A 22,250-nucleotide genomic window follows, 5' to 3' on the forward strand; every position below is an offset into this window, starting at 1 on the left:
CGCCGACGCCCCCGGGTACGGGGATAGAGAGGTGCGACGGTCATGGGCCTGCCGCTGAACCTGGCTGTGAAAATCGGCACGCATCTGGTCAAGCAGAAGATCAAGCGCGTGGACAAGTTCGCGATGATCGTGGAGGTCGAGCCACTCTTCGCGTGCAACCTCAAGTGCGGCGGATGCGGCAAGATCCAGCAGCCGCACGACGTGCTGCGCAAGCGCATGTCGGTGGAGCAGGCGGTGGCGGCGGTCGAGGAGTGCGGCGCCCCGATGGTCTCGCTGGCCGGCGGCGAACCGCTGATGCACAAGCAGATCGACCTGATCGTCGAGGAACTGCTCAAGCGCAAGAAGTTCGTGATCATCTGCACCAACGCGGTGCTGCTGCCCAAGCACCTGCACAAGTTCAAGCCGAACAAGAACTTCGCGTGGATGGTGCACATCGACGGCCTGCGCGAGAAGCACGACCAGGCGGTGGCCAAGGACGGCGTCTTCGACGAGGCCGTGGCCGCGATCAGGATGGCCAAGGCGGCCGGATTCCAGGTCTACACGAACAGCACGTTCTTCAACACGGACTCCCCCGAGACCATCGTCGACGTGCTGGACTTCCTCAACGACGACCTCAAGGTCGACCGAATCCAGATCTCCCCCGGATACGCCTACGAGAAGGCGCCGGTGCAGAACCGCTTCCTCGGCGTCGAGCAGACCCGCGCGTTGTTCAAGGCGGCCTTCTCCGGCGGCAACCGCAAGAAGTGGCGGCTCAACCACTCCGCGCTGTTCCTCGACTTCCTCGAGGGCAAGCGCGATTTCGAGTGCACGCCGTGGGCGATTCCGTCCTACTCGCTGCTCGGCTGGCAGCAGCCGTGCTACCTGATGGGCGACGGCTACGTGCAGAGCTACAAGGAACTGCTCACCGACACCGAGTGGGAGAACTACGGTCGGGGCAAGGACCCGCGCTGCGACAACTGCATGGCGCACTGCGGCTACGAGCCGACGGCCGTCCTGGCCACGATGGGTTCACTCAAGGAAAGCCTGCGCGCGGTGGTCTCGGGCTGATCCGCCCACAAACGCGGCACATCGGAAATTGGGAGGCTCGGGCACCCCTCACCGGCGCCCGAGCCACCACAACCTGATGAGGCGTGAGCGTAGCGGAAGCCGCGTTGACACGTGTCGCATGGGGGGCGTCCAAACCAAATCTTGACCCTTTTCTGCACGTGGACACTGGCGTGTCGGGTAGCTTCGTCCCGCTGTCGGCCCACCACGGGGCCGGGGCGACACCGCGAGGCGCATGTTCCGCGGGGTTCGAAATGGGGGCTTGTCCAGATGGTTCAACGTTTTCTTCGGCGTCTCGCCGGTCCGATCCTGCTCGCCGTGTTCGCGGCGGTCCTGACCGCGGCGCCCGCGCAGGCCGCGCCCGACCGGGCGCAGGTGCGTCAGGTCTCGTCCGCCTCGACGCAGACCTCGCTCACCTCGACCGGCGCGTCGACCGGTGTGCACACGGTCGCGGACACCTCTGCTCGAACCACCACCCAGCGGGCCTCGGTCGCGCAGCCGCACCCGGCCAAGAAGACGAAGAAAAAGAAGAAGAAGAGCTTCTTCAAGAAGGCCGGGAAGTTCATCTTCGCGATCATCGGCATCATCGTGCTCGCGATCATCATCTACTTCGTCTGGCGCGCCCTCAAGCGCCGCAGCTGACCGACCGCCGGTCGACCACCGATACGCCATAGGCGATACCCCGTCGATCGTCGACCGATCCGCTTCCCGAAACACCACGCGCGCCCGGCCGGGTCCCCCCGTCCGGGCGCGCGTTTCGCGTATCCGGCCCCACGCCGGACCGCATCAGTGGTGCCACGAGGGGGACTTGCCCCCGTCGCGCGTATCGGCCGACCGCCCCAGGGCGGACAGCACACCGAGAATCACCGTGATCACCAGGAAAATCGCCAGAACCGTCATACCCCGAGCATGCCATTTGCTTGCACATGCATCGAGTGGCCGGACTGCCTGATTACCGCAACATCCTGCCATCCGCGTCCTGTCCTCACGATCACCGCGCCGGCATCCTGGACGCATGCTGCGCAACGTGGTCGTGATCGTCCAGGACGGGGTCGCCCCCTTCGAACTCGGGGTGCTGTGCGAGGTGTTCGGCATCGACCGAAGCGAGGAGGGCTGCCCGGTCTACGACTTCGCCGTCTGCGCGGTCGCCCCCGGTCGGGTGCGCGCCAAGGCCGGCTACGACCTGTACGCCGAACACGGCCTCGACCGGGTCGCCGACGCCGACCTGATCGCCATCCCGGCGGGCGTCGAGCACGACGAACGGGTGGCGTCCGACCCGGTGCTCCTGGACGCGTTGCGGGCGGCCGAGGCCCGGGGCGCGTGGATCATGAGCGTCTGCACCGGCGCGTTCACCCTGGCCCGGGCGGGGCTGCTCGACGGCCGCCGCTGCACCTCGCACTGGAAGTACACCGACCGCCTGGCCCGGCTGTTCCCCCGGGCCGTGGTCGAGCCGGACGTGCTCTACGTCGAGGACCGCCGGGTGATCACCAGCGCGGGCACCGCCGCCGGGATCGACGCCTGCCTGCACCTGGTCCGGCTGGAGGACGGCAGCCGGGTCGCCAACGCGATCGCCCGCCGCATGGTCGTACCGCCGCACCGCGAGGGCGGCCAGGCGCAATACATCGCCCGCCCGCTGCCCGGGCCGACCGGCAGCCCGCTCCAGGCCACGCTCGCCTGGATGACGGAGCGCCTGGCCCGGGACCTGACCGTCGAGCGCATGGCCGAGCACGCGCTGATGTCCCCGCGTACCTTCGCCCGCCGATTCCAGCAGGAGACCGGCACCACGCCCTACGACTGGCTCATCGCGCAACGGGTGCTGCTCGCCCAGGAATTGCTGGAGGAGACCGCGCTGTCCGTCGACGCGGTCGCGGAGCGCTCCGGTTTCGGCAGCGCGGCGACCCTGCGCCACCACTTCCTCCGCCGACGCGGCACCACGCCGCAGAACTACCGCCGGACCTTCTGCCCCGGGAGCGCCACCGCATGACCGAACCCACGATCCGCACCGCCCGCGCCGACGACTACGACGCCGTCGTCGCGGTCGTCGACGACTGGTGGGGCCGGCCGATGACCGCCGCGCTGCCCCGCCTGTTCCTGGACCACTTCCACACCACCAGCCTGGTCGCCGAGGACGCCGACGGGCTCGGCGGCTTCCTGATCGGGCTGCTCTCGCCCGCGCACGCGGACGAGGCGTACATCCACTTCGTCGGCATCCGCCCGGACCTGCGCCGATCGGGCCTGGGCGCCGAGTTGTACGAGCGTTTTCTCGTGCTCGCGCGGGCGGCCGGGCGGGTCCGGGTGCGCGCGATCACCAGTCCGGGCAACACCGGTTCGATCCGCTTCCACACGGCGATGGGCTTCGCCGTGCACGGACCGGTCGCGGACCTGGACGGGCCCGGTCGGGACCGGATGCGGTTCGAACGGCGCCTGGATGTCGGACCGGGCGCGTAGCCTTCGAGGTTCGACGGTCCGGTCCGGCACCCTCTTGCCCCTGTCCGGCCCGGACCGTCGTCAGGACAGCCGGGCCGCGGCCCGCAGCGCGCGCATGACCTTGAACCGGTTCGGCCCCAGCACCATCATCGGATGCGCGTGCAGCGCGTGTATGGCGTTGCGTTCCGCGCGCACCGCCGCCGACCACTGCCGGGTCAGTTCGGCGTCCAGCCGCCCCGGGTTCTCGCGCGCGAAGGTGGTGACCACCTCGGCCGCGTGGTCGCGGTCCCGCTGAAGGGCAATCAGCTCCGCCGGGATTTCCGCCGCTTCATACATGCGGATCATCGTAGGTGGCGGAAAGCCCGACACCTAGGACATGCGTACATCACATATGCCGCGAATCCTCCGGGGTGCTCGCCGGCGTCGCCTCCTCCACCGGCGCCGTCTCCCCGCGCCCCGCCGCGCAGTACAGCGCGACCACCACGCCGAGCGCCGCGGCCCCGAGCAGGATGAGCCGATAGTCCACCACGACCAGCAGACCCGCCACGCCGAGCAGGGCGAACGCGGTGGGCGCGAACATGATCGTCCCGGCCGTCGCCGCGACCCGGCCGACCAGATGCGCCGGCGTCTCCCGCTGCAACACGGTCATCGCCGCCACGTGCACCGCCGGCAGCCCGAACCCGTTCAGCACACTGCCGGTAGCCACCGCGGGCAACCACGGCAGCACCCGCAGCCCCACCCCGATCGCGAACAGCACCAGGCCGAGCACCGCGAACCCCTTCGCGCCCAGCCGCCGGATCAGCGCGCCCGCGGCCAGCCCGGCCGCCACCGAACCCGCGCCCTGGGCCATGTACAGGACCCCGGCGAACGCGGGCGAGCGGCCGAGCCCCTCGTCGACCACGGCGTACACCGCCCCGCCGCTGATCCCCGACACCACCATCGCCAGCCCGCCGGCGACCACCAGGCGGCGCAGCGGACGGTGCGCCCACAGGTGGCGCACCCCTTCCGAGGTCTCCGCGACCCACCCGGTCGCCGTGCGTTCCCGCACCGGCTGTTCGAAGCGCATCAGCGTGAACACCCCCGCCGCGAGCACGAACGTGCCCGCGTCGAGCAGCGCGACGGTGTGTCCGCCCGACCACGCGAACAGGCCCGCGCCCGCGAGCGGGGCGATCAGTTTCATGCCCTCGGAGGCGCTGAGCCGCAGCCCGTTCAGATCGCCCAGGATGCCCGGCGCCACCGCCGCGGAGAGCGCGGTCGACTCCCCCGCGTCGATCAGCACGAAGCCGAAGCCGTAGCCGAGCATCACCGCGAACAGGATCCACACCTGCGCCTCGGAACGCACGGTGAGGGTGGCGGTGAGCAGTACGGCGAGCATCGTGTTGACCACCACGAGCAGCCGTTTGGCCGGCCATCGGTCCGCGAGCGCGCCGAGCACCGGGCCGAGCAGGGTCGGCGCGAACACGCCGAGCGCCATCAGTGCGGCGATGCTGTCCGATCCGGTCAGCGACTTGGCCCAGACCCCCGCGACCAGGGTCATCGCGCTGCTGCCGAAACCGGAGATCACCACCCCGCTCAGATACAGGCCCGCGTTGCGGTCCCGGAGCACTTTTACCCCACTCCACGCCACGCCTTCACCACGCCCCTCGTCGTCGGTGTCGCGGCCGTCATTGCTCTACTTGCAGCCATGAGCAGCGCCGTCAGCCGATTCGTCGCAGAAGTTGAGCCCACCAGACTCAGGCCCGAGGGGGTCGAGCGTAGTGGACCGGGGGGCACCGAAGTTGAGCCTTCCGCACTCAATCCCGAAAAACTTGAGCCCAGCGGACTCAAGTTCGACCTTTTCGAGGGGAAAAGTCCCGATCCGGACGCGCTGCGGGTGTTCGGCGGTTGGCTCGTCGCCCAAGCCCTGGCCGCCGCCGGGGCCACCGTCGACGCGGACCGGGTGCCGCATTCGCTGCACACCTCGTTCCTGCGGCCCGCCGACGCGACGCTGCCGCTGACCTACCGGGTCACCCGGACCCTCCAGGGACGCACGCTGAGCCACCGTCGGGTCGACGTGCTCCAGGGCGACAGGATCGTCGTACACCTGGTCGCGTCCTTCCGGGTGACCCGCCCCGAGAGCCCCTTCGACCACGCTCCGAGCGCCCCCGCCGTGCCCGCCCCGGACACGCTGCCCACCCTGGAGCGGCTCGTGGACACGCTGCCCGGTCCGCTGCGTCGACCGGGCCTGGTCCGGTACAACCCGATCGACATGCGCTTCGTCGACCCGCCGACCTGGGCGGACGAGACGTTCGCCGCCCGCCCGCCGCACAACGCGCTGTGGTGTCGCACCGACGGCGAACTCCCGGACGCCCCGCTGCTGCACGCGTGCGCCGTCGCCTACGCGACCGACCTGACCTTCCTCGACGCGCTGGTGCTGCCGCACGCGGACACCCTGGCCGGGCGCTGGATGCCGCGGGCCAGCCTGGACCACACGATCCGCTTCCACCGCCCGTTCCGCGCCGACCGATGGTGGTTGTTCGACCAGGAGGGCATCACGCTGCACGGCGCGCACGGCACGGCGCACGGTCGACTGTTCGACGCGGCGGGAAAGCTGTTTGCGACGGTCGGTCAGGAGGCACTGTTCGGCGAGCCGGTCGAACACCGGTAGCCGGGCCGCCGACGGCCGGTGGCCCCAGCCGAGGGAGTGCGCATGTCGCAGGTCGGATTGCAGGTCGGAAAGGTCTCGCTCAACGTCAGCGACCAGGACGCGGCCAAACGATTCTGGGTCGAGAAGATGGGCTTCGAGGAGGTCCTCGACACCCCCATGGGCGAGGCCGGCAGCCCGCGCTGGATCGAGGTTCGCGCCCCGGGCGACGGCATCACGCTGATCCTGTTCAGCCAGCGCTTCGACATGGAGAAGGTCGGCAGCCTGAACAACGTCCTGTTCACCTGCGACGACCTGCGACGCGCCTACACCGAGCTGAGCGCGAGGGGCATCGACTTCCCGGACAAGCCCGCGCAGCAGGAATGGGGTTGGTGGGCCACCTTCCGCGACAACGAGGGCAACTTCTACGGCCTGACCCAGCGCAACCCCTGACCGGGCACCGCCGCCGATCCGGCGCGCCCCCGGACCGAACACGGCCCCGGCGACCGGCCGCGGCCGTCGCCCCGCGCGGCCGACTGTGATCTTGGCCGCTTGCGCGGCCCCCGGGCCCACGCCTCTCGATTCCTGCGCACCGTTGGGATATCCCAGGGTGTCATGGCGGACAAGCTGCTCCTCGACTACGACGGTCCGATCGCGACGATCACCAACAACAACCCGGACCGGCACAACGCGTTCGACGACGAGATGGACGCACTGCTGTGGCGGATCCTCGGCGAACTGCGGCAACGTCCCGAGATCCGGGCGGTGATCTGGCGCGGGGAGGGCAAGTCCTTCTCCTCCGGCCGCGACGTGTCCTCGATCGGCGGGCACCGGGTCGAGGACACGCACCACGAGTTGATGACGCGCGGCCATCGCGGCATCCAGCAGCTGTTCGACCTGGACGCGCCGGTACTGGTCGCCTGCCGGGGCTGGTCGATCGGCGCGTCCTTCCAGCGTGCGCTGCTGTGCGACATCCGGGTCGCCGCCGAGGGCGCCCGGTTCATGCTCCCGGAGACCACCCACGGGGTGATCCCGGACACCGGCGGGGTGGCCCGCCTGTTCCAGATCTGCGGCCACGGCGTGGCGGCCGACCTGGTGCTGACCGGGCGGCCGATGGACGCCGCCGAGGCGTACGCGCACGGCATCGTCTCGCGCGTGGTGCCCGCCGACGCGCTGGACGCCACCGTGCGCGAGATGGCCGAGCGCATCGCCGCCGCGCCGGCCGTGACGATCAAGACCGCCCGCCGGATGCTCGGCCGGCTCGCCGAACCCGCCGTGCGCGCCTCGATGGCCGACGAGTTGATCGCCCAGACCTTCGTCAACAAGTCGGACGACTACGCCGAGTTCCGCGCCGCGCGCGCCGAACGGCGGCCCGCCCACTACACGGGGAGCTGACCCATGACCGAGACGACCGGCACGACCGACGGCATCATCGGCCTGCCCGAGCCGCCCGCCCTCGGCGCGAGCGCGCTGCCCGCGGGCACCTACGCGGGCCGTACCGTCTTCGTCACCGGCGGCGGCACCGGCCTGGGCCGGGCGATCGCCCTCGAATTCGCCCGCCTCGGCGCGAACCTCGTCGTCGCCAGTCGCAAGGAGGAACACCTGGCGGCGGCCCGCGAGACGCTGGCCGAGACCGGCGCGAAGATCCGCACCGTGAGCTGCGACATCCGCGAGCCCGAGCGGATCGCCGCCGCCTTCGACGCGGCGGTCGAGTCGTTCGGACCGCCCGACGTGCTGATCAACAACGCCGCGGCCAACTTCCCGGTCCCCGCCGAGGAGATGTCGCCCAACGCCTGGCGCACGGTCGTCGACATCACCCTCAACGGCACCTACTTCTGCGCGCGCGAGTTCGCCCGCCGACACCTGGCGGCGGGCACCCCCGGCTCGATCGTCAACATCGGCGCGTCCTACGCCTGGACCGGCGGCCCCGGCTTCGCGCACAGCGCCGCGGCCAAGGCGGGCGTGAAGAACCTGGTCGAGACACTGGCCGTGGAGTGGGGCCCGTACGGGATCCAGGTCAACGGCCTGGTCCCGGGCCTGTTCCCGCACGAGGACATGACCGCCGACATCAAGGGCAACCTCGCCGGCACCCACGACAAGGACCCGTGCCAGCCCGCGATGCGGGTCGGCCGGCTGCGCGAGCTCGGCTGGGCCGCGACGTTCCTCGCCTCGCCCTACGCCCGCTTCGTCTCCGGCCACACCCTGGTCGTGGACGGCGCCAACTGGCAGCGCCGCGGCCTGGTCAACCCGCCGGTGGTCACCGTGCGGCAGCAGATGGGCAGGGGGCCGTTCGTCCTGCCGTAGCCCGACTCCGGCCGGGTCGGGACGCCTCGATCCGCCCCGCCCCGGCCGGGTTTGCGCCGAAGCCCACCCGGCGGAAGCCCGACGGATCGGCGCGGGCCCGCATCGGGCGATGCCCTGAATGGCATACATACGCGATATCTGCGCGGAAATATGGACAATACGAAAGTAGGGCCGACCGCGACTCCCGGCACGATCGGCCCGATGTGGTGTCCGTGTTCGTCGCCGCCCAGTGTCCCGGAGCCCCGCATGTCCGATCGGCGTCTACCCTTCCGCGCCCGCAGGCACGGCACGCCCGAACCGCCCGAGCGCTCGATGGACCCCCGCGCGGCGGACACCCCCGAGCCCCCGCCCGTCGAGCACAGCCTGATCGACACGGCGATCTACGTGGAGGGGGTACGCGTCGCCTCGCCGACCACCCTCGCCGACACCTACCGCGAACTGCACGCCCGCCCGGGCGCCATGGCCTGGATCGGCCTGTATCGCCCCTCCGAAAGCCAACTCCTCTCCGCCGCCGAGGAGTTCGACCTGCACGCGCTGGCCGTCGAGGACGCGATCGTGGCCCACCAGCGCCCCAAGCTCGAACGCTACGGCGAGACGCTGTTCGTCGTCCTGCGCGCCGCCCGCTACCTCGACGACGTCGAGGAGGTCGACTTCGGCGAGCTGCACGTCTTCCTCGGCCGCAACTTCGTGGTCACCGTCCGGCACTCCGAGTCCCCCGACCTGTCGGCCGTGCGCCGCTGGGCGGAGGAGCGGCCCGAACTCCTGCGCCAGGGCCCCGAGGCGGTGCTCTACGCGATCCTGGACAGCGTCGTGGACGCCTACGCGCCCGTCGTCGGCGGGCTGCAGAACGACATCGACGAGATCGAGGCGGAGGCCTTCCTCGGCGCCCCGAACGTCTCCCGGCGCATCTACGAACTCTCCCGCGAGGTGATCGAGTTCCAGCGCGCGACCCGCCCGCTGCTGCACATGCTCGCCGACCTGTCCACCGGCTTCGACAAGTACCACGTGGACGAGGAACTGCGCCGCTACCTGCGCGACGTCCAGGACCACGCGACGATCGCCGTGGAGCGCGTGGTCGGCTTCCGCCAACTGCTCGAAGGCATCATGCGGGTCAACGCGGTGGTGGTGACCCAGGCCCAGAACGAGGAGATGAAGCAGCTCACCGCGGCCAGCAACGCGCAGAACGAGGAGGTCAAGAAGATCTCCGCGTGGGCGGCCATCCTGTTCGCACCGACCCTGATCGGCACCGTGTACGGGATGAACTTCGACCACATGCCCGAACTGCACTGGGCGTACGGCTACCCGTACGCGATCGCCCTGATGCTCGTGGTCTGCGTCGTCCTGTACCTGATCTTCAAGCGCCGCAACTGGCTCTGAGCCGCCGGGAACCATCGCCGCGTGTGCCATTCCCGAAATCAAACCTGTCGTGATCTGTCAGGTACACGCGACAGGATCTTGATCGCAGGACGAACACCGAACCAAGATCGAGGAGCATCACCATGGCGAACATCGTTCTCGTGCCCGGCTACTGGCTCGGCGCGTGGGCCTGGGACCGGGTCGCCGAACCGCTGCGGGCCGCCGGCCACGAGGTCGTCGCGATCACCCTGCCCGGCCTGGAGCCGGACCGCACCGACGGGACGGGCGTCGACCTGGCCGCGCAGTCCCGCGCCCTGATCGAGGAGATCACCACGCGCGACCTCACCGACGTGGTCCTGGCCGGCCACTCGGGCGGCGCGTTCGCCGCGTACGAGGCGCTGGACCGGATCCCGGAGCGGATCGCCCGGATCGTCTACGTGGACGCCGGCCCGGTGGCCGCGGGCATCTCGCTCCTCGACCTCCAGGAGCCCGAGGAGCGGGCCCGGATCGAGGCCGAGGTCGCCGCCCGCGGCGACGGTCGCTACGTCCACCCCTGGGACCCGGCCGCCGACCCGGTGATGCTCGACGGCCTGTCCGACACCGACCTCGCCGAACTGCGCGCCCGCGCGATGCCCCAGCCGTACGCCGTGGCCGCGAGCCCGCAGCAGGTCGCCGACCCGGCCCGGCTGCGGGTGCCGGCCCACCTGATCACCTGCCTGTTCCCGGCCGAGCAGGTCGAGGCCATGATCGCCGCCGGGCACCCGTTCATGGCCGAGTTCGCCGCGGCCGAGCAGCGCACGGTGCACAGCCTGCCGACCGGTCACTGGCCGATGTTCTCGCGCCCGAAGGACCTCGCCGAATTGTTGTCGGACATCGCCGGCTGACCCCGGCTCCGGGGTGGGCCCAGGCCCACCCCGGTTCGGGGTGCCTCCCCCGTGACCTGCCCCGTCGGCGCCCGACACACTGATGACAGAGGACATCGCAGTCACGGTAGATCCACGGGAGGACCCCATGAGCACGCTCACGCCAGACAGAGCCGACCCGCCGGCAACCCGGTGGCGGCTCGGCTGGGCGCTGCTGTGCGCCTGGCGCGGCTTCGCTCTGGTCTTCCTCTCGATCCCCGCCCTCGCGCTGTTCATCACCTGCGTGGTGTTCATGGCGCTGCTGCCGATCGGCGTCGGCCTGCTGTTCTTCTTCCCCCTGATGTTGCTGCTGCGCGCGACCGCCAACCTGACCCGCAACGCGATGGGCGCCTGGGCGCACGTCCCGATCGGTACCCCCTACCGTCGACTGCCCACGGGCGGCGGCGTGACCGGGCTGTGGGCGCGCACCAAGCGGATGATCACCGAGGCGGCCACCTGGCGGGACCTGCTGTGGGCGCTGCTCTACCTGCCGTCGAGCCTGCTGATCGCGTGCTTCCCGATGTTGCTGATCGTCAACGGCCTGCACGGCGTGCTGATGCCGTTCCTGTGGGAAGTGGCCTACCGGCACGTCGACGACGCGCAGTGGTACACGTTCATCAAGGTGGACAGCTCGCAGCGGGCCGGCCTCGCGGTGCCGTGGGGCCTGGTCCAGATGGCCGCCGGCCTCGCCCTCGCGCCCTGGTTCGCCCGGGTCAACGGACTGTGGAACCGGTCCCTGCTCGCCCCCACCAAGCAGGCCGAGTTGGCGCTGCGGGTCCAGCACCTGACCGAGAGCCGGACCGACGCGGTGGACGCCTCGGCGGCCGAACTGCGCCGGATCGAGCGTGACCTGCACGACGGCGCGCAGGCCCGCCTGGTCGCGATGGGGATGAACCTGGGCGCCGCGGAGGCGCTGATGAAGACCGACCCCGACGCGGCCCGCGTGTTGCTCGCCGAGACCCGCGAGGCGTCCGCGAAGGCGCTGCACGAACTGCGCGACCTGGTCCGGGGCATCCACCCGCCGGTGTTGTCCGACCGGGGCCTGGCCGACGCGGTGCGCGCGGTGGCCCTGGAGAGCCCGCTCGACGTCAACGTCAACGTCTCGTTGCCGGGCCGGCCCGAACTCCCGCTGGAGTCCGCCGCCTACTTCGCGGTCACCGAGGTGCTGACCAACGCGGCCAAACACTCCGGCGGCCGGCACGTGGAGATCGATCTCACGTACACGGACGGCACGTTGCGGATCTCGGTCACCGACGACGGCGTCGGCGGCGCCGATCTGATGAAGGGCACGGGGCTGCGCGGCATCCAGCGCAGACTCGATACATTCGACGGGACGCTCGCCCTGCACTCCCCGGTGGGCGGCCCGACGACTGTGATCATGGAGCTGCCGTGCGACTTGTCCTCGCGGAAGACCTCGCCCTCCTGAGGGACGGGCTGGTCCGCCTGCTCCAGGCGCACGGCTTCGAGATCGTCGCGGCCGTGGACAACGGGCCCGAACTGCTCCGGGCCCTGGTGCAGCACAAGCCGGACGTCGCGGTGGTCGACGTCCGGCTCCCGCCGACCTTCACCGACGAGGGCCTCCAGGCCGCCCTGGAGGCCCGCCGGCAGGTCCCCGGACTGCCGATCCTGGTGTTGTCGCAGTACGTCGAACAGCTCTACGCCCGCGAACTGCTCGCGGACGGCACCGGCGCGGTGGGGTATCTGCTCAAGGACCGCGTGTTCAACACCGACGAGTTCGTGGACGCGGTCCGCCGGGTCGCGTCGGGAGGTACCGCGATGGACCCCGAAGTGATCTCGAAGCTGCTCGCCCGCAACGTGCGGGACAAACCGCTGGCCCAGCTGACGCCGCGCGAGCGCGAGGTCCTGGAGCTGATGGCGGAGGGATGCTCGAACGCGGCCATCGCGGGCCGCCTGTTCGTCTCGGAGGGCGCGGTGAGCAAGCACACCACGAACATCTTCGCCAAGCTGTCGATCGACACGTCGGACGAAACGAACCGTCGTGTCCTGGCGGTTCTGGCCTACCTCAACGGAACCAACTAGGCGAACCCGCACGAACCGCCGGCCCGGCCGAGGGCATCACGAGCGGGCGATCACGCCACGGTGGTCGCACCCGCTCGGCCCGGGACGGCGCGGTGGCGATTCACCCGTGCCGTGCGGACGGGCCGCGACGCGTCGGGGATCGACGCCTTCGCCGTGGCTCGCTCGGCGGTCGGGAACCGGCGGTCAGGAGCCGGTGGTCAGGCGCAGCAGGCGGTCCCGCTCCTCCTCCACGATGCGTTGGGCCCGGAGGACGACGGCCTCGGGCACCCCTTCGGGCAGCTCGCCGAAGTCGCGGAATCGGCGGAGGTCGCGTGGACGAACGCCGGTGATGTCGTAGGCCTTCAACGCGGCGAGCGACACGGCGTAGTCGTCGAGTGTGCGAGGCATGGTCTCCTTCTCGCGCGCTGAGAGGTCCGATCCGGGCACCTCGGGCGAGCCGGCGTCGGCCGGATCAGGGCTGCTGTCGTACACGCTGCCCCCGTCTGATGTTGTCAACGTCATTGCGGCGGTGCGGGTTCCCGATACCAATCTTCCGGACGGGAGGGCGTGGGTCGCTCCCCCGTACGGATGAACTTCGCGACGCCTGTGGCAGGAGACGCGGTTTTTCGCTACTTCACCCGCCGCGATGTGTGCGTCGCACGCACCGGACGAGCCCTCATCACCTCACGGTGTTCGAGGACGCACAGATTGTCATGACGCGGGGTGGAAAGCCAAGCATCTTTGGATACTGGTTCGAATCCGACCCTTCTCGCCCGCATCAACGCCCGGCCCCGGGGAACAAGGGCGCGCGATGATACGTTCGGCGTGGTAAGTGTTTGACCCTGAATCGCCCGTTGAGCAAGGAGCGTGTGTGTCCGCCCAAGAGACGGACCCCCCTAGTACCGGTCCCTCCCGAGACTGTGATCGAAGCCGCGACGTCCGGGAGGCGGTCTCATGACCGCGGCTCTGGGCATAGCCGCGATCGTCGTGCTGACCCTCGGTACCGGTTTCTTCGTCGCCCAGGAATTCGCCTACGTGGCGGCCGACCGGAGCCTGTTGCGCCGTCGCGCGGAGGCCGGTGACAAGGCCGCGGCCCGGGCGATGACCGTGATGGGGCGACTGTCGTTCATGTTGTCGGGTGCCCAGTTGGGCATCACCGTGACGGCCCTGCTGGTCGGTTTCATCGCCGAGCCCGCGCTGGCCGCCGTGATCTCCCCCTTCCTCGAACTGGTCTCGGTGCCCGACGGCGCCGTCCCGGTGATCTCCCTCGTCCTCGGCTTCGCGGTCGCCACCGCCATCCAGATGGTGCTGGGCGAGCTGGTCCCGAAGAACTGGGGCATCGCCGAACCGGAGCGCGTCGCGGTCCTGCTGGGCCGGCCCACCATCGTGTACCTCAAGGTCGCCGGCCCGCTGATCCGACTGTTCGACACCCTGGCCAACCGCATCGTGCGCTCGATCGGCATCGAACCGGTCGAGGAGCTGCACGGCGGGGCCACCACCGAGGAGCTGGCGCACATCGTCGACGAGGCCGGCCGTGACGGCGACCTCGACCCCGGTCTGTCCGGGATCCTGCGCCGCGCGATCGCGTTCGGCGACCTGACCGTGGACCAGGTGATGGTGCCGCGGCCGGACGTGGTCCGGGTCCGCGCCGAGACCACCGCCGCCGAGCTGATCGAACTGGTCGCCGAGCGCGGCCACTCGCACTACCCGGTGGTCGGCGAGCGGGTCGACGACGTGCTGGGCGTGGTCGGCGTGGCCTGCCTGCTCGAGGTGGCCCCCGAGGACGCCGCGCACGTCACCGCCGGATCCATCGCCCGGCCCGCGCTGCTCGTCCCCGACACCGCCGGGCTGGCCTCGCTGCTCGAACAACTGCGGGCCGCCAACGAGGAGTTCGCGGTCGTCCTGGACGAGCACGGCGGACTCGCCGGGATCGTCACCTACGAGGACGTGGCCGAGGAACTGGTCGGCGAGATCGCCGACGAGAGCGACGACGAGGACCCCGTCGACACCGAGCCCGAGGACGGCTGGTGGCGCCTGGACGCCGGACTGCGCGTGGACGAGACCGAGCGGATCGTCGGCGCCGAGTTGCCCGACGGGCCGTACGACACCCTCGGCGGTCTGGTCATCGCGCACCTGGGTCGGCTGCCCGAGGTGGGCGACCGGATCCGGGTCCCCGACCCCGACGAGGTCCGCGCCGGGCGCTCGGCCGAGGAGGACGACGAGCCGATCCGCTACACCGAGATCGAGGTGCTGGCGGTCGAGCGGCACGTGCCCGCCCTGGTCCGGCTCCGGGTGCTGACCTCCGAGCCCGCGTTCCCCCGCGACATTCCCGAATGGAGCGCCGATCGGCGCGCCGGACACGAGACACGCACCACAGAGGTGACCGCATGACCCCGTCCCTGGCCTCCGCCGGCGGCCTGGGCTCGATGGAGCTGGGCCTGTGGCCGGCCCTGGCCGTCACGGTCGCGCTGCTCGTGGGCAACGCGTTCTTCGTCGCCGCCGAGTTCGCGATGGTCGCCGCGCGGCGACACCGTCTGGAGGCCCTGGCCGCCGAGCGCAAGCGCGGCGCCAAGTCGGCGCTGGCGGGCGTGCGGGAGTTGTCCCTGATGCTGGCCGGTGCCCAGTTGGGCATCACCATGTGTTCGCTGGGCCTGGGCATCGTGTCCGAGCCGGCCATCGCCACCATGCTCGACCCGCTCTTCGACGCCGTCGGCATGCCGGCCGCGGCCGGGCACGCGGTGTCGTTCGCGATCGCGCTGGTGGTCGTGGTGATCCTGCACATGGTGCTCGGCGAGATGGCGCCCAAGTCGTGGGCGATCGCCGGCCCCGAGAAGGTCGCGCTCGTCCTCGCCCCGTCGTTCCGCGGCTACACCCGCGTGGTGCGACCGCTGCTGCGCGCGATGAACGGGGTCAGCAACGGGATCCTGCGGCTGGCCCGGATCGACCCCAAGGACGAGTTGTCGCACCCCAAGGACGCCGAGGGGCTGCGCCGCCTGGTGGGCGAGTCCCGTCGGCTCGGCCTGATCGACAACGCCTCGCACGACGTGCTCTCGGGCACGCTGCGCACGCACACCGAGCCACTGGCCCGGCTGATCGTGCCGACCGCCGAGATCGACTCGGTGCCGGCCGACGCGGGGCCGGAGGAGATCGCCGCGGTCTCCCGCCGCAACGGCCGCAATCGGCTGCTCGTGCGGAGCGAGGACGGCACGCTGTTCGGGGTGGTGCACATCCGCAAGGTGCTCACCTCCCGCACGCAGGCGTCCGGGAACACCGCCGGCGAACTGGCCACCGCGGTGCTCACCCTCACCGTGGACACCCCGATCCAGCGCGCCGTGGCCGCCCTCCAGGAACGCCGCGCGTCCCTGGCCCTGGTCCACGCCGCCGACGGCACCCTGCTGGGCCTCGTCGGCCTGGACGACCTGCTCGGCAGCGTGCTGGGCGCCAGAGCCGCGTGACCGCGCCCCGGGCCGACCCGATCGGGTGATGCCGGTCGGCCGGTCGGGTTGCTTTGGTCGGGGGTCGGGGGCGGGGCGTGTCACGTTCGCGGGATGAGAGTCGAAGTCAGACACGGTCCCGCCTTCGCCGCCGCGCGCTGCCTGCTCGATCCGGGCGAGGCGATGCGGGCCGAATCCGGCGCGATGATGGCGCACAGCGCGGACGTGGAGATCTCCTCCAAGGTCGAGGGCGGCCTCATCCGGGGCCTCAAGCGCAGCATGCTGGGCGGGGAGTCGTTCTTCCAGACCACGTTCACCGCGCCCGCGCGGGGCGGGTGGGTGGACGTGGCCACCGCCCTGCCCGGCGACATCGCCAACGTCACGCTCACCCCCGAGGTGCCCGAGTTCCTGCTCACCCGGACCAGCTGGCTGGCCAACTCGGCCGGGGTGCACATCGACACCCGGTGGGGCGGGCTGCGCAACCTGGTCGGCGGCGAGGGCGGGTTCCTCGTGCACGCGTCCGGGCAGGGCGAGGTGATCATGGGCTGCTACGGCGCGCTGGACGTGCTGGACCTGGAGGCCGGCGAGCAGGTCGTGATCGACACCGGCCATGTGGTCGCCTACGCGCCGACCATCACGTTCACCACCCGGCGGGCCGCACGCGGGCGCACGATCGCCTCGGTCACCTCCGGCGAGGGTCTGGTCTTCGACTTCACCGGGCCCGGCCGGGTGCTCACCCAGACCCGCAACCCGTCCGCGTTCGCGTCGTTCGTCGCCGGTCTGCCGGGTGTTCGCAACTGAGCGGCGGCGAGCGGCGGCGGCTCAGCCCGACGCGCGGTGCGCTCCCGGCGTGTGGCCGAAGGCGCGCCGGAAGACGTCGATGAACGCGCTCGCCGAGGACCACCCGCAGCGGTGCGCCACGGTGGTCACCGGTACGTCCTCGGCGAGCAGTACCAGCGCGTGGTGCAGCCGCGCCTGGGTACGCCACTGCGGGAACGTCATGCCCACCTCGGCCGCGAACAGCCGGGTCAGCGTGCGCTCGCCCGCCCCCACCTCCGCGCCCAGGGCGGCCAGGGTGCGCTGATCGGCGGGATCGGCCCGCAGCAGCGCGCAAACCGCCACCAGGCGCGGATCCCGGCCGGTGGGCAGGTGCAGCGCCTGCCGGGGGCTGTGCCGGAGCTGGTCCAGCAGGACCGCGAGGATGCGCCGCCCCTCGTCGGTGCCCACGAGGTCGGGGCGGCTGTAGGCGATGATCAGCTCGCGCAGCAGCGGGCCGACGGCGAGCACCGCGGGGCGGGCCGGGTCCAGCGGGTCGGCGCCGGCGGGGATGCCCACCGCGTGCAGCACGGTCCGCCCGTGCGCGCGATGCCGGTGCAGGGTGCCGGCCGGGATCCACAACGCGCGGGTGGCGGGCGCGACCCAGGTGCCCGCGTCGGTGCTCACCGACAACACGCCCCGACCCGCGTAGACGACCTGGTGCACCTCGTGCCGGTGCGGCGCCACCCCGCCCCCGGCGGGCAGGTGACGGGTGGTCGTGCTGAGGCCGGTGGGCGGCTCGGCGAGGGGTTGGCGGGAGATCGGCATCACTTGGCAGATTATCGGAAGCCCGCCGACGGTGTCGGAATCGACGATCGACGGGTGACCAATCCCCCGCCCACCGGGCACCCCGAACAGCTTCGATCGACTCCCGACGCCGACCCCACCGCCGACGCGTCGCCCACCGCCGCCGACCGACGGGCCATCCCGATGATGGCCGTCGGGCACGCGACCGTGGACTTCTACCAGGGGGTCGTGCCCTGCCTGGTGCCGTTCCTGGTGGCCGAGCGGCACTACGGCTATGTGGCGGCCTCCGGGATCGTGCTGGCCGCGACCCTGCTGTCCTCGATCGTGCAGCCGCTGTTCGGCGCCCTCACCGACCGCTGGACGATGCCGTGGCTGATCCCGCTCAGCACCACCGGCGCGGGCCTGGGCATCGCCTTGGCCGGACCGGCCGACTCGTACCCGCTGACCTGGCTGGCCATCGCGCTGTCCGGGATGGGCGTGGCCGCCTACCACCCCGAGTCCGCGCGGCTGGCCCGGGTGGCCTGCCGAGGCAGTCACGTCGCGATGGGCTGGTACTCGCTCGGCGGCAACGTGGGCTTCGCCCTCGCCCCGATCATCGCCTCCCCGATCCTGTCCGCCGGCGGTCTCGACGCGACCCCGTGGCTGCTGCTGCCGGCCCTCGCCGGGGTCGCCGTCACCGCCTCCGTGATCCGCCGACTGGCCCGCTACGCCGCCGCCACCCGAGCCGCCTCCGTCCCCACCCGCCCGGACGACTGGCCCGCCTTCACCCGGCTGACCGCCGTCATCGTGTGCCGGTCCATCGTCTTCGTGGGCCTGAGCACCTTCGTCGCGCTGTTCGCCGAACGGCACCTCGCCGGCGGCGACACGGCCGGCTCGATCGCGCTGTTCTGCCTGTTCGCCGGCGGCGCCGTCGGGACCGTGCTCGGCGGTCGGCTGGCCGCCCGCTGGGGCCGTACCCGCACCCTGCGCCGCGCCTACGCCGCGTCCGTGCCGGCCACCGCCGGCCTGGTGCTGATCCCGGGCCCGACCCTGTACCTCTTCGCCGCCGCCACCTCGATCGCCCTCTACGTCCCGTTCTCGCTGCACGTCACCCTCGGCCAGGACTACCTGCCGCACCGCATCGGCACCGCCAGCGGCGTCACCCTGGGCCTCGCGGTCAGCATCGGCGGCGTGGCCACCCCCGCCATCGGCGCGCTCGCCGAGGCGAGCACCCTGCGGATCGCGCTCACCCCGTTGATCGCGCTGTGCGCGCTCGCCTGGTACCTCGGCCGCACCCTGGCCGAGCCCGAGGACCGCCCCGGGCCCGGCCCGTCGCGCACGGCCGACGCCTCCGCGGGGTAGGCCGGTGTAGGCCGCTCGCGGATCGGGGACCGGCCGGGCATGAACGTACGCGCGCTGGCCGTCGACTTCGGGGACACCCTGGCGGTACCCGGACCCAACCCCGACGGCCGCGTCGTCCTGGAGGTGCTGCGCGAACTGCCGGACACGCGCGTCCCGGACGCCTTCGTGGCCGCCTACGACCACGTGCACCGGATCACCCGCGAGGGCGACCGGGTCCGGGACACGCACACCTCCTTCGCCACCGAGATCCACTGGGCCGCGCGGTTGTGCGGGGCGCGGATCCCGGACCCCGGGGCGGCCCTCGAACCGGTCTTCGAGCGGGTCCCGGACTCCCGGGTGATCCGCCGGGCCGCCGAGGCGCTGCTGCGCATCCGGGCCCGCGGCGACCTGGTGTGCGTACTCGCGTGCGACACCCAGCGCCCCGAGTCGGTACGCCGGCGGACCCTGGCCGAGGCGGGCATCGAGGACTGCTTCGACGCCGTCGTGCTCTCCTGCGCGATCGGGCTGCGCAAGCCGCACCCGGACTTCTACGCCGAGGTCGAACGCGCCTGCGGCGTCCCGCGCGAGGAGATCATGTTCGTCGGCAACACCCCGAGCAAGGACGCCACCGCGCCGCACGTGTACGGGATGCGCGCGGTGCTGGTCGCGCCGACCGGCCGCCCGCGGGGCCTGGCCGACCCGATCGGGGTGATCGGGCACTTCGCCGAGTTGCCCGACTACCTCGGTCGCGCCGCCGCCGACCGGCCCGCGCTCAGCGGCGGATCTCCGCCACGTGCTCCACGTTGAGTACGTCCGCGACCTCGCGGCTCGGCGCGGTCGCGAACCACGCGTCCAGGATCTCCATCAGCACCGGCCCCGAGGTCAGCCGCATGCTCAGCGCCAGCACGTTCGCGTGGTTCCAGCGCCGCGCGCCGGCCGCCGTCTCCGCGTCCGAGCACAGCGCCGCCCGGATCCCGTCCACCTTGTTCGCCGCGATCGACGCCCCGGTACCCGTCCAGCAACACACGATCGCCTGATCGGCCCGCCCCGCCGCCACCTCGCGCGCGGCGGCCGCGCTCACCGGCGCCCAGTCGTCGGCGAACTCGGGCGTGTGCGCCGGGTCGAAGGCGCCGTACGGCAGTACTTCGTGGCCACGCTTGCGCAGTTCGTCGGCGAGGTACAGGCCGCAGCCCTTGATCTGGTCGGCCGAGATCGCGATGCGCATCGGATACTCCCTGGTCGGTGCTTCGTCTGGTCGGTGGTCGGCGCCTTGTCGGCACCGGGTGTGAGACTGGACAGCATGGTCCCCACGGACACTCTGCACGTGACCCGACACACCTCCGCGCTCGGGTCCATGGAGACCGTGTCGGCACCCGCGCATCCCGCGCTCGCGCCGCTGCTCCACTCCTGCCTCGGCTACGACGAGCGCCTCCACGCGCCACTGCGCCGCCGCGAGGTGGCCACCGGCTCGATCACCGTGATCATCGGTTTCGTGCCGATCCGGGTCCACTCCCCGCACGCGGGCCTCGACACGCCGGGCACCACCCACTCGTTCGTGGCCGGACTGCACGGCGGGCCCGCGATCGTCGAGCACGACGGCCGACAGGCCGGCATCCAACTCGACCTGACCCCGCTCGGCGCCTACACGCTGCTCGGCCTGCCCCTGGCCGAGATCGCCGACCGGGTGGTGCACCTCGACGACCTGCCCGGATGGGACGGCGACGCGCTGGTCGACCGGCTGGTGTCCGCGCCCGACTGGGCGACCCGCTTCGCCCACCTCGACGAGATCCTGCTTCGGCGCCTGGACATCGGCCCCGAGCCGCTGCCCGAGGTGATCCGCTCCTGGGACCTACTGACGGCGAGCGCGGGCCGGATCGACGTCACATCGCTGGCCCGGGAGACCGGATGGAGTCGGCGCCACCTCGGCGCCCGCTTCCGGGAGACCGTCGGCCTGCCGCCCAAGACGATGGCAAGGGTGTTGCGCTTCCGGCACGCGATCGCGCTGCTGGACGGGGCGCCGCGCTCGTGGGCGGAGGTCGCGGCGGAGGCCGGCTACTACGACCAGGCGCACTTCAATCGCGACTTCAAGGTGCTCGCGGGCTGCACCCCCGGGGCCTACCTGGGCTCCCGGCTGCCCGCCGGCGGTTTCGCGGGCTGACCGGCGGCACGGCGGGGCTCGTTCCCGTTTGTCCAATACCGCGAGGGGTCACCAGCCGGAAGCTGGTCTCGACCCGCCCGGCACACACCGGACCCACCGCGACAGGCCGCCACACCCGGCCGCAAGGAGCGCACCATGAGCGACAACACGCTGATCGCCGACCTCGTCCCGACCCTGCGCTACAACGACGCGACGGCGGCGATCACCTTTCTCCGGGAGGCGTTCGGGATGACCGCGGTCATGGTGGTCCCGGGCGACGGCGACACCGTCGCACATGCCGAACTGACCTTCGGCAACGCCATGGTGATGCTCGGCAGCAACCCGCCGGAGGGACGGGACGACCGGCTGCGGTGGCCCGTCGGCGGCTCGGCGCTCTACGGCGTGATCGACGGCGACGTGGACGCGCACTGCGCGCGGGCGGTGGCGGCGGGCGCGACCGTGGTGCTCGAGCCGAAGGATCAGGACTACGGCGGTCGCGGCTACACCGTCCGCGATCCCGAGGGCAATCTCTGGAGCTTCGGCGGCTACCGCCCGAACGTCTGAGGTCCGCGTGCGTCGGCGGGCCGGCGCGGGGCCCGGCCCGCCGACGATCGCGCCGCCCACACGGGCTAGCGTCATGCCGTGGAGATGAAGACTCTGGGGTACGACCACCCCGACGTGCGCAAGCTGGTGGCGGATGTGCAGCAGGAATACGTGCACCGCTACGGCGACCCCGACGAGACGGCGGTGGACCCGGCCGAATTCCTGCCGCCCGAGGGCCTGTTCTGCGTGGCGTACGACAACGGCGCCCCGATCGCCTGCGGGGGCTGGCGGGCTCGCGGCACGTCGCCGGAGGACCCGAGCCTGTGCGACGGCGACGCCGAACTCAAGCGGATGTACGTGGTGCCGCACGCCCGCGGGCGCGGTCTGTCCCGGGTGATCCTCGCGCACCTGGAGGAGACCGCCCGCGCGGCGGGCCGGCTGCGGGTGGTCCTGGAGACCGGGTCCAAGCAGCCGGAGGCGATCGCGCTGTACCGGTCCTCCGGATACGAGCGCATACCCGGGTTCGGCTACTACAAGGACTACCCGAGCAGCATGTGCTTCGCCAAGGCGCTCTGAGC

At 71.7% G+C, this 22,250-nt stretch carries 25 protein-coding genes; 20 read left to right on the plus strand and 5 right to left on the minus strand.

Features of this window, described 5'->3' with window-relative positions; genetic code table 11:
• Positions 1-42: 42 nt before the first annotated feature.
• From hpnH to EMA17_RS31535, 4 genes are all read left to right on the plus strand, one after another.
• Positions 43-1,047 carry an adenosyl-hopene transferase HpnH gene (gene hpnH / locus EMA17_RS31520; RefSeq protein WP_126640572.1) on the plus strand — a complete coding sequence of 335 codons (1,005 nt, stop codon included), beginning with the start codon at positions 43-45 and terminating at the stop codon, positions 1,045-1,047.
• Between the two features lie 267 nt (positions 1,048-1,314).
• Complete coding sequence (locus tag EMA17_RS31525; RefSeq protein WP_126640573.1) at positions 1,315-1,686, plus strand: hypothetical protein; 372 nt, start codon at positions 1,315-1,317, stop codon at positions 1,684-1,686.
• Positions 1,687-2,059: 373 nt separating this feature from the next.
• Positions 2,060-3,028: a DJ-1/PfpI family protein gene (locus tag EMA17_RS31530; protein WP_126640574.1), complete on the plus strand. Its 969-nt coding sequence runs from the start codon at positions 2,060-2,062 to the stop codon at positions 3,026-3,028.
• Positions 3,025-3,492, plus strand: a complete 468-nt coding sequence (locus EMA17_RS31535) for a GNAT family N-acetyltransferase (protein ID WP_126640575.1) — start codon at positions 3,025-3,027, stop codon at positions 3,490-3,492. Before EMA17_RS31530 ends, EMA17_RS31535 begins: the two co-directional genes overlap by 4 nt.
• 60 nt (positions 3,493-3,552) lie before the next feature.
• Here EMA17_RS31535 and EMA17_RS31540 read toward each other — a convergent pair whose 3' ends face one another.
• Positions 3,553-3,807, minus strand: a complete 255-nt coding sequence (locus EMA17_RS31540) for a hypothetical protein (protein WP_078978779.1) — start codon at positions 3,805-3,807, stop codon at positions 3,553-3,555.
• A gap of 49 nt (positions 3,808-3,856) precedes the next feature.
• The gene (locus EMA17_RS31545; protein ID WP_126640576.1) at positions 3,857-5,098 is read right to left on the minus strand and encodes an MFS transporter; all 1,242 of its coding nucleotides are present in this window, start codon (positions 5,096-5,098) and stop codon (positions 3,857-3,859) included.
• A gap of 246 nt (positions 5,099-5,344) precedes the next feature.
• Here EMA17_RS31545 and EMA17_RS31550 point away from each other — a divergent pair, with 246 nt between their 5' ends.
• From EMA17_RS31550 to EMA17_RS31585, 8 genes are all read left to right on the plus strand, one after another.
• Positions 5,345-6,118, plus strand: a complete 774-nt coding sequence (locus tag EMA17_RS31550) for an acyl-CoA thioesterase (RefSeq protein WP_160161633.1) — start codon at positions 5,345-5,347, stop codon at positions 6,116-6,118.
• 42 nt (positions 6,119-6,160) lie between these two features.
• The gene (locus tag EMA17_RS31555) at positions 6,161-6,547 is read left to right on the plus strand and encodes a VOC family protein (protein ID WP_126640578.1); all 387 of its coding nucleotides are present in this window, start codon (positions 6,161-6,163) and stop codon (positions 6,545-6,547) included.
• A 162-nt stretch (positions 6,548-6,709) separates the two neighbouring features.
• Entirely contained in the window at positions 6,710-7,489 is a 780-nt protein-coding gene (locus EMA17_RS31560; protein ID WP_078978775.1) for an enoyl-CoA hydratase/isomerase family protein, read from the plus strand.
• Positions 7,490-7,492: 3 nt separating this feature from the next.
• Positions 7,493-8,398 carry an SDR family oxidoreductase gene (locus EMA17_RS31565; RefSeq protein ID WP_174861462.1) on the plus strand — a complete coding sequence of 302 codons (906 nt, stop codon included), beginning with the start codon at positions 7,493-7,495 and terminating at the stop codon, positions 8,396-8,398.
• A gap of 246 nt (positions 8,399-8,644) precedes the next feature.
• Positions 8,645-9,775 carry a magnesium and cobalt transport protein CorA gene (locus EMA17_RS31570; protein ID WP_126640579.1) on the plus strand — a complete coding sequence of 377 codons (1,131 nt, stop codon included), beginning with the start codon at positions 8,645-8,647 and terminating at the stop codon, positions 9,773-9,775.
• Between the two features lie 122 nt (positions 9,776-9,897).
• On the plus strand, positions 9,898-10,638 hold the full coding sequence (locus tag EMA17_RS31575; protein ID WP_126640580.1) for an alpha/beta fold hydrolase: 741 nt from the start codon (positions 9,898-9,900) through the stop codon (positions 10,636-10,638).
• Positions 10,639-10,765: 127 nt separating this feature from the next.
• On the plus strand, positions 10,766-12,082 hold the full coding sequence (locus EMA17_RS31580; RefSeq protein ID WP_126640581.1) for a sensor histidine kinase: 1,317 nt from the start codon (positions 10,766-10,768) through the stop codon (positions 12,080-12,082).
• Positions 12,046-12,696 (plus strand): LuxR C-terminal-related transcriptional regulator, encoded by a 651-nt coding sequence (locus tag EMA17_RS31585; protein WP_126640582.1) that lies wholly within the window; start codon positions 12,046-12,048, stop codon positions 12,694-12,696. Before EMA17_RS31580 ends, EMA17_RS31585 begins: the two co-directional genes overlap by 37 nt.
• A gap of 183 nt (positions 12,697-12,879) precedes the next feature.
• Here EMA17_RS31585 and EMA17_RS31590 read toward each other — a convergent pair whose 3' ends face one another.
• Positions 12,880-13,083, minus strand: a complete 204-nt coding sequence (locus EMA17_RS31590; protein WP_126640583.1) for a hypothetical protein — start codon at positions 13,081-13,083, stop codon at positions 12,880-12,882.
• 546 nt (positions 13,084-13,629) lie between these two features.
• Here EMA17_RS31590 and EMA17_RS31595 point away from each other — a divergent pair.
• From EMA17_RS31595 to EMA17_RS31605, 3 genes are all read left to right on the plus strand, one after another.
• A complete protein-coding gene (locus EMA17_RS31595) occupies positions 13,630-15,066 on the plus strand; it encodes a hemolysin family protein (RefSeq protein ID WP_126640584.1) in 1,437 nt (478 codons plus the stop codon).
• Entirely contained in the window at positions 15,063-16,130 is a 1,068-nt protein-coding gene (locus EMA17_RS31600) for a hemolysin family protein (RefSeq protein WP_126640585.1), read from the plus strand. Before EMA17_RS31595 ends, EMA17_RS31600 begins: the two co-directional genes overlap by 4 nt.
• A gap of 93 nt (positions 16,131-16,223) precedes the next feature.
• Positions 16,224-16,910 carry a TIGR00266 family protein gene (locus tag EMA17_RS31605; protein ID WP_126640586.1) on the plus strand — a complete coding sequence of 229 codons (687 nt, stop codon included), beginning with the start codon at positions 16,224-16,226 and terminating at the stop codon, positions 16,908-16,910.
• A 21-nt stretch (positions 16,911-16,931) separates the two neighbouring features.
• Here the strand turns inward: EMA17_RS31605 and EMA17_RS31610 are convergent, their stop codons facing one another.
• Positions 16,932-17,693: an AraC family transcriptional regulator gene (locus tag EMA17_RS31610; protein WP_126640709.1), complete on the minus strand. Its 762-nt coding sequence runs from the start codon at positions 17,691-17,693 to the stop codon at positions 16,932-16,934.
• A gap of 162 nt (positions 17,694-17,855) precedes the next feature.
• Here EMA17_RS31610 and EMA17_RS31615 point away from each other — a divergent pair, with 162 nt between their 5' ends.
• Both EMA17_RS31615 and EMA17_RS31620 read left to right on the plus strand, forming a co-directional pair.
• Positions 17,856-19,013: an MFS transporter gene (locus tag EMA17_RS31615; RefSeq protein ID WP_126640710.1), complete on the plus strand. Its 1,158-nt coding sequence runs from the start codon at positions 17,856-17,858 to the stop codon at positions 19,011-19,013.
• A gap of 39 nt (positions 19,014-19,052) precedes the next feature.
• Entirely contained in the window at positions 19,053-19,799 is a 747-nt protein-coding gene (locus EMA17_RS31620; RefSeq protein WP_126640587.1) for an HAD family hydrolase, read from the plus strand.
• On the opposite strand, the gene EMA17_RS31625 is transcribed toward EMA17_RS31620, so the two are convergent.
• Positions 19,765-20,217 (minus strand): RpiB/LacA/LacB family sugar-phosphate isomerase, encoded by a 453-nt coding sequence (locus EMA17_RS31625; protein ID WP_078978764.1) that lies wholly within the window; start codon positions 20,215-20,217, stop codon positions 19,765-19,767. The two genes, EMA17_RS31620 and EMA17_RS31625, sit on opposite strands and share 35 nt — an antisense overlap.
• 75 nt (positions 20,218-20,292) lie before the next feature.
• Here EMA17_RS31625 and EMA17_RS31630 point away from each other — a divergent pair, with 75 nt between their 5' ends.
• The 3 genes from EMA17_RS31630 (at position 20,293) to EMA17_RS31640 (ending at position 22,248) form a co-directional block, all read left to right on the plus strand.
• Positions 20,293-21,150, plus strand: coding sequence for a helix-turn-helix domain-containing protein (locus EMA17_RS31630; protein ID WP_126640588.1), 858 nt, complete (start codon positions 20,293-20,295; stop codon positions 21,148-21,150).
• 135 nt (positions 21,151-21,285) lie between these two features.
• A complete protein-coding gene (locus EMA17_RS31635; RefSeq protein ID WP_126640589.1) occupies positions 21,286-21,693 on the plus strand; it encodes a VOC family protein in 408 nt (135 codons plus the stop codon).
• 84 nt (positions 21,694-21,777) lie between these two features.
• A complete protein-coding gene (locus EMA17_RS31640) occupies positions 21,778-22,248 on the plus strand; it encodes a GNAT family N-acetyltransferase (RefSeq protein WP_218043127.1) in 471 nt (156 codons plus the stop codon).
• The last annotated feature ends 2 nt before the right edge of the window (positions 22,249-22,250 follow it).

The organism is Embleya hyalina (assembly GCF_003967355.1).
GTDB lineage: Bacteria > Actinomycetota > Actinomycetes > Streptomycetales > Streptomycetaceae > Embleya > Embleya hyalina.

What these genes read in the sequence shown, in the direction of transcription:
- EMA17_RS31630 (WP_126640588.1), top strand. Translation starts at nt 20,293, where the DNA reads ATGGTCCCCACGGACACTCTGCACGTGACCCGACACACCTCCGCGCTC.
- EMA17_RS31635 (WP_126640589.1), top strand. Translation starts at nt 21,286, where the DNA reads ATGAGCGACAACACGCTGATCGCCGACCTCGTCCCGACCCTGCGCTAC.
- EMA17_RS31570 (WP_126640579.1), top strand. Translation starts at nt 8,645, where the DNA reads ATGTCCGATCGGCGTCTACCCTTCCGCGCCCGCAGGCACGGCACGCCC.
- EMA17_RS31565 (WP_174861462.1), top strand. Translation starts at nt 7,493, where the DNA reads ATGACCGAGACGACCGGCACGACCGACGGCATCATCGGCCTGCCCGAG.
- EMA17_RS31590 (WP_126640583.1), bottom strand. Translation starts at nt 13,083, where the DNA reads ATGCCTCGCACACTCGACGACTACGCCGTGTCGCTCGCCGCGTTGAAG.
- EMA17_RS31600 (WP_126640585.1), top strand. Translation starts at nt 15,063, where the DNA reads ATGACCCCGTCCCTGGCCTCCGCCGGCGGCCTGGGCTCGATGGAGCTG.
- hpnH (WP_126640572.1), top strand. Translation starts at nt 43, where the DNA reads ATGGGCCTGCCGCTGAACCTGGCTGTGAAAATCGGCACGCATCTGGTC.
- EMA17_RS31605 (WP_126640586.1), top strand. Translation starts at nt 16,224, where the DNA reads ATGAGAGTCGAAGTCAGACACGGTCCCGCCTTCGCCGCCGCGCGCTGC.
- EMA17_RS31540 (WP_078978779.1), bottom strand. Translation starts at nt 3,807, where the DNA reads ATGTATGAAGCGGCGGAAATCCCGGCGGAGCTGATTGCCCTTCAGCGG.
- EMA17_RS31625 (WP_078978764.1), bottom strand. Translation starts at nt 20,217, where the DNA reads ATGCGCATCGCGATCTCGGCCGACCAGATCAAGGGCTGCGGCCTGTAC.
- EMA17_RS31640 (WP_218043127.1), top strand. Translation starts at nt 21,778, where the DNA reads ATGAAGACTCTGGGGTACGACCACCCCGACGTGCGCAAGCTGGTGGCG.
- EMA17_RS31560 (WP_078978775.1), top strand. Translation starts at nt 6,710, where the DNA reads ATGGCGGACAAGCTGCTCCTCGACTACGACGGTCCGATCGCGACGATC.
- EMA17_RS31595 (WP_126640584.1), top strand. Translation starts at nt 13,630, where the DNA reads ATGACCGCGGCTCTGGGCATAGCCGCGATCGTCGTGCTGACCCTCGGT.
- EMA17_RS31580 (WP_126640581.1), top strand. Translation starts at nt 10,766, where the DNA reads ATGAGCACGCTCACGCCAGACAGAGCCGACCCGCCGGCAACCCGGTGG.
- EMA17_RS31530 (WP_126640574.1), top strand. Translation starts at nt 2,060, where the DNA reads ATGCTGCGCAACGTGGTCGTGATCGTCCAGGACGGGGTCGCCCCCTTC.
- EMA17_RS31555 (WP_126640578.1), top strand. Translation starts at nt 6,161, where the DNA reads ATGTCGCAGGTCGGATTGCAGGTCGGAAAGGTCTCGCTCAACGTCAGC.
- EMA17_RS31535 (WP_126640575.1), top strand. Translation starts at nt 3,025, where the DNA reads ATGACCGAACCCACGATCCGCACCGCCCGCGCCGACGACTACGACGCC.
- EMA17_RS31615 (WP_126640710.1), top strand. Translation starts at nt 17,856, where the DNA reads ATGATGGCCGTCGGGCACGCGACCGTGGACTTCTACCAGGGGGTCGTG.
- EMA17_RS31575 (WP_126640580.1), top strand. Translation starts at nt 9,898, where the DNA reads ATGGCGAACATCGTTCTCGTGCCCGGCTACTGGCTCGGCGCGTGGGCC.
- EMA17_RS31610 (WP_126640709.1), bottom strand. Translation starts at nt 17,693, where the DNA reads ATGCCGATCTCCCGCCAACCCCTCGCCGAGCCGCCCACCGGCCTCAGC.
- EMA17_RS31525 (WP_126640573.1), top strand. Translation starts at nt 1,315, where the DNA reads ATGGTTCAACGTTTTCTTCGGCGTCTCGCCGGTCCGATCCTGCTCGCC.
- EMA17_RS31620 (WP_126640587.1), top strand. Translation starts at nt 19,053, where the DNA reads ATGAACGTACGCGCGCTGGCCGTCGACTTCGGGGACACCCTGGCGGTA.